Origin of the sequence: Kitasatospora sp. NPDC057518 (assembly GCF_042802075.1) — a bacterium.
Classification (GTDB): Bacteria; Actinomycetota; Actinomycetes; order Streptomycetales; family Streptomycetaceae; genus Kitasatospora.
Genome location: NZ_JBHVEU010000603.1, coordinates 1 through 4,388 on the forward strand (window position 1 = coordinate 1; position 4,388 = coordinate 4,388).

Consider the following 4,388-nt stretch of genomic DNA (forward strand, 5'->3'; position numbering starts at 1 on the left):
GCCCACGTGCCCCGCCCGGCGTCGTCCGTCAGATGCCGAACGGCGCGGCGTAGCGGACGGTGCCCGCGGGCAGCGGGTGGCCGGCGTCCAGGGCGAGGGCCATCAGCGCCTCGTCCGGGACCTCGATGCTCAGGCCGATGCCGTGGGCGGAGGCGCGGGTGAAGCCGAACCGCGGGTAGTAGTCCGGGTGCCCCAGGACGACGACGTGGCGCTCGCCCAGGTCCCGTGCCGCGTCCAGTGCTGCGCGGACGGCGGCGGAGCCGGCGCCGGTGCGCTGGTGCGCGGGGAGCACGGCGCACGGGGCCAGGCACAGGGCCGGGACGTCGCCGATGTGGCAGCGGGTCAGCAGGGCGTGGCCGACGGCGGTGCCGTGCTCACCAGTGCCCTGCTCGTCGGTGCCGTGCTCGGTGGTGGCGACGAGGGACAGGCCCTCGATCCAGGAGGTGTCGGCGCGCAGCGCGTCGACGAGGTCGGCCTCGGCGGGAGTTCCGAAGGCGGCGAGGTTGATGTCGCGGATGGTCGGGATGTCGGTGCCGGTCTCGGCACGCGTGATCCAGTTGCGCATGGTGGACGGAGATCCGTTCCTGAGGAGTGTTCGTGCGGGCCCCGCGGGCTCACGCCCCCGGCGAGGCGGGACAGGAGGAGGTCAGGCCGCGGCCCGGGACGTGAGGGAGACCCGGACGCTGCGCATGGCGGCCTTGAGCGCGGTCATCAACCCCACCTCCCTCTTCTTCCTCTGCTCCTGCGTGCTCCTGAACGGCACGTACTGCGGACGAGTGTACCCGGTCCGCCCGGGTCGGTCTGGTCCGCCCGCTCCGCCCGGGTCGGTCTGGTCCGCCCGCTCAGGCGGGCGGCAGCGGCGGCAGCGGTGTCCCCGGCGGCGGGGTCGAGGACGGGCGGCGGTCGGTGGGGCGGCTCGGCGGGATGACGGGGGCGCGGAAGTCGCGCGGGCCGGTCCACAGCGCAGGGACGGCGTCGCTGCGCCGGGCCAGTTCGTACGCCAGCGCCTCGTAGTTGACCCGCCAGCCGTGGAAGTGCGCCCAGGCGTCCTCGACCGGGCGCTCGCGCGGGAACCCGGCCGCGGTGATCATCGCGACGGCGCCCAGGTACTCGGCGTAGGTCAGCCGGATCGGGATGTCCGGGTCCGGGTCCGCTTCGAAGTCGATCCGCAGCGAGCGGCCGATGTCGCGCATCGCGGTGAAGCCGGCCCGGATCACCAGCCGGGCCTCGGGTGGGGCCGAGCGCGGGCAGAGCGCCAGGTGCAGGGCGGCGGCGTCCATCACGGCGATCAGTCCGACCACCCAGCTGCGGTGGGGCTGCGGGGAGCGGAAGGAGAGCAGCACCGGGTAGTTGGAGTGGCTCTCGCCGATGTCGGCCGCCAGCCGCTCCCAGTCCCGGTAGAGCTGGGGGAGCGCGGTCTCGGTGTCCACCAGGGACTGGCGGGCCAGCAGCTCGGGGCCCCAGGCGGGCTCGCCGGCCCGGGACTGCAGCAGGGTCACCTCGGTCTCGCGGCGCTGGTAGGCGGCGTAGAGGGTCGGCAGGTAGGCGATCTGGAGGGCGATGACCAGCGGGCCGCTGGCGGCGGCCAGGAAGTCGATCGCGGAGAGGTGGAGCCGCTCGCCGCTCGCGAAGCCGAGGGTGAACAGGCTGGACCCGGCCTCGCGCACGGACACCGACCAGCTCAGCTCGGAGGTGCCGTGCAGCAGCAGGGTGTAGGCGGTCAGCATGCAGCTGAGCCAGACGCCGAGCATGCCGAGGAGCACCAGCGGCGCCAGCCAGGTGAGCGCCCGGTCCTGCGCGAGGTAGCCGCGGTTCGGCCCGGCGGACAGCCGCAGCAGCGTGCGCAGCACCCGCCAGAGCCGCATCACCAGCGCCGAGTAGAGGCCGCGCGGAACGACCAGCGTGCGCAGGATGCTGCCGATGATCAGCAGGAGCAGCAGCGTGCCGAGCGCGGTCTGGATCATCCTCATGGCGCCATTCTGGCGGCACGCCGGGGCTGGCGCGGACCGGGTTCCGCGCGGGCGGCCGTCCGCGGGCTGTTCGTCCACGGTCCGCGGCCCGCCCGTCGGACGCTCACGTCCCACCCGTCGAGCGCAGTATGACCATGATCACACCAAAGCCAGGCATACGTACTGATGTTCTCATCACGTCTATGTGTACGGAGGGTCAGCCCACGAGCGAATCGGAGACCGGACTGTGCGTGCTCAGCAAGACGGCGGGGCCGAAGACGTGGCCGAAGACGGGGCCGGGGAGACGGCCGAGGGCGTGGCCGAGGAGACCGCCGAGGAGACCGCTGGCGAGACCGCCGAGAAGGAGACGCCCGGGCGCCGACGCCGACGTTTCCTGCCGCGCCCGCGCCCCCGGCCGTTACGCGGGTCGCGTCCGTTCCGGGGCCGGCGCCCGTCCCTGCGGATCGACTACCCGCGCCGCGGACGGCGCGGCGTCCGCCGCTGGCTCCCGTCCTGGCGGCAGCTGCTGCTGGTGGCCGGGACGGGCGCGGCCGGGCTGAGCGGCTGGCTGCTCTGGTTCTACGCGCACACCGCCGTCCCGGAGGACCTGAACTCCTTCGCCACCCAGCAGAACAACGTCTACTACTGGGCGGACGGCAGCGAGATGGCGCGGATCGGTCCGACCAACCGGCAGGAGGTGCCGCTCGGCCAGGTGCCGGAGCCGGTGCAGTGGGCGGTGCTGGCCGCCGAGAACGAGACCTTCTACGACGACCCGGGCATCTCCGTCACCGGCATCGGGCGCGCCGTCGTCCAGATGGTCACCGGCGGTGAGACCCAGGGCGGCTCCACCATCACCCAGCAGTACGTCAAGAACATCTACCTGAACCAGCGCCAGGACATGTCCCGCAAACTCAGCGAGATCGTCATCGCGATCAAGCTGGACGACCGGATGAGCAAGCAGGACATCCTGGCCGGCTACCTCAACACCAGCTGGTTCGGGCGCGGCAGTTACGGCATCGAGCGCGCCGCGGCGGCGTACTACGGCAAGGACGTCTCCCAGCTCGACCCGAGCGAAGGCGCCTTCCTGGCCGCGCTGTTGAAGGGCGCCGGGCAGTACGACCCGGCGGTCAGCGCGGAGAACCGGGAGCGGGCCGAGGAGCGCTGGTCGTGGATCCTGGACCGGATGGTGGAGGTCGGCAAGCTGTCCGCCGCCGAGCGCGCCCGGTACACCGTGTTCCCCGAGCCCAGGCCGCAGCCGAAGTCGGCGGGGCTGAGCGGCCAGACCGGGTACCTGGTGGACATGGCCCGCGCCTACGTGGAGAGCCACAGCGACATCACCCCGGCCCAGTTCGACCTCGGCGGCCACCAGATCCGCACCACCTTCGAGAAGCCGAGGGTCGACGCCCTGGCCGCCGCCGTACGGGAGGGCACCGCGGGGATCGACCCGGACACCCGGGAGGCCGACAAGCTCCTGAAGGTCGGCGCCGCCTCGGTGGCCCCGGACGGCCGGATCGTCGCGCTCTACGGCGGCACCGACTACCTCAAGCAGGGCTTCAACAACGCCAACGCCACCTCGGTGCCGATCGGTTCGGCCTTCACCCCGGTGGTGTACGCCGCCGGCCTCGGCCAGGGAGTGCAGCGCCAACGGGGCGGCGACCGCACCCCGGTGACGCCCGCCACCCCCTACAACGGCGACGACGGGGTGAACGTGATGACCCCGGAAGGGCCGTACTGGGGACGGGACGGGAAGATCGTCAAGACCGCCAACGATGGCAGGCGGAACTGGGGCACGGTCACCCTGCGGAACGCGGTCGAACAGTCCGTCAACGGGCCGCTGATGCAGCTCGGCATGGACGTCGGCCTGGACCGGGTGCAGAAGACCGCCACCGACCTCGGCCTGCTCCCCAACAGCCTGGGCGAACTCGTCCCCGCCCTCGGCGTCGGCAACTCCACCCCCAGCGCCGTCCGCACCGCCGACGCGTACGCCGCCTTCGCGGCCGGCGGCAGCCACACCGACCCGTACTCCGTCCTCAGGATCTCCCGCAACGGCGCCCAGCTCCCCCTGCGCCTGCCGGCCGCCACCCAGGCACTGACCCCGTCGGTCGCGGCCGAGGTGGACGCGGCACTCAAGGGCTCCGTCCGCGACGGAGCCGCCAAACCGGCAGCGGAGGCCGGCCCCGGCCTGGCCGCCAAACCCGGCACCACCGCGGACCGTACGGCAGGGTGGTTCGTCGGCTACAACGGGCAGCTGTCGACGGCGGTCACCATCTTCCGCGCGGACCTGAAGGACATGAAGCTGCTCTCCCTCGAAGGCCTCGGCGGCGCCACCCCGGACACCTCCGACGCCGCCCTCCCGACCCGCATCTGGAGCACCTACATGAAGACGGCGGCACAGTAGGCCGGTCGGCTGCCGGGCCCGGGACCCTCACGGGCCCGGCA

3 protein-coding genes are annotated in these 4,388 nt (G+C 73.0%); 1 reads left to right on the forward strand and 2 read right to left on the reverse strand.

Annotation, left to right across the window (positions count from 1 at the left end; translation table 11 throughout):
• Window positions 1–28: 28 nt before the first annotated feature.
• Window positions 29–565: a GNAT family N-acetyltransferase gene (locus tag ACFU7Z_RS36900; protein ID WP_380782439.1), complete on the reverse strand. Its 537-nt coding sequence runs from the start codon at window positions 563–565 to the stop codon at window positions 29–31.
• Between the two features lie 277 nt (window positions 566–842).
• A complete protein-coding gene (locus ACFU7Z_RS36905; RefSeq protein WP_074003687.1) occupies window positions 843–1,970 on the reverse strand; it encodes a hypothetical protein in 1,128 nt (375 codons plus the stop codon).
• A 259-nt stretch (window positions 1,971–2,229) separates the two neighbouring features.
• Here ACFU7Z_RS36905 and ACFU7Z_RS36910 point away from each other — a divergent pair, with 259 nt between their 5' ends.
• Window positions 2,230–4,347: a transglycosylase domain-containing protein gene (locus ACFU7Z_RS36910; protein ID WP_380782441.1), complete on the forward strand. Its 2,118-nt coding sequence runs from the start codon at window positions 2,230–2,232 to the stop codon at window positions 4,345–4,347.
• Window positions 4,348–4,388 lie beyond the last annotated feature (41 nt).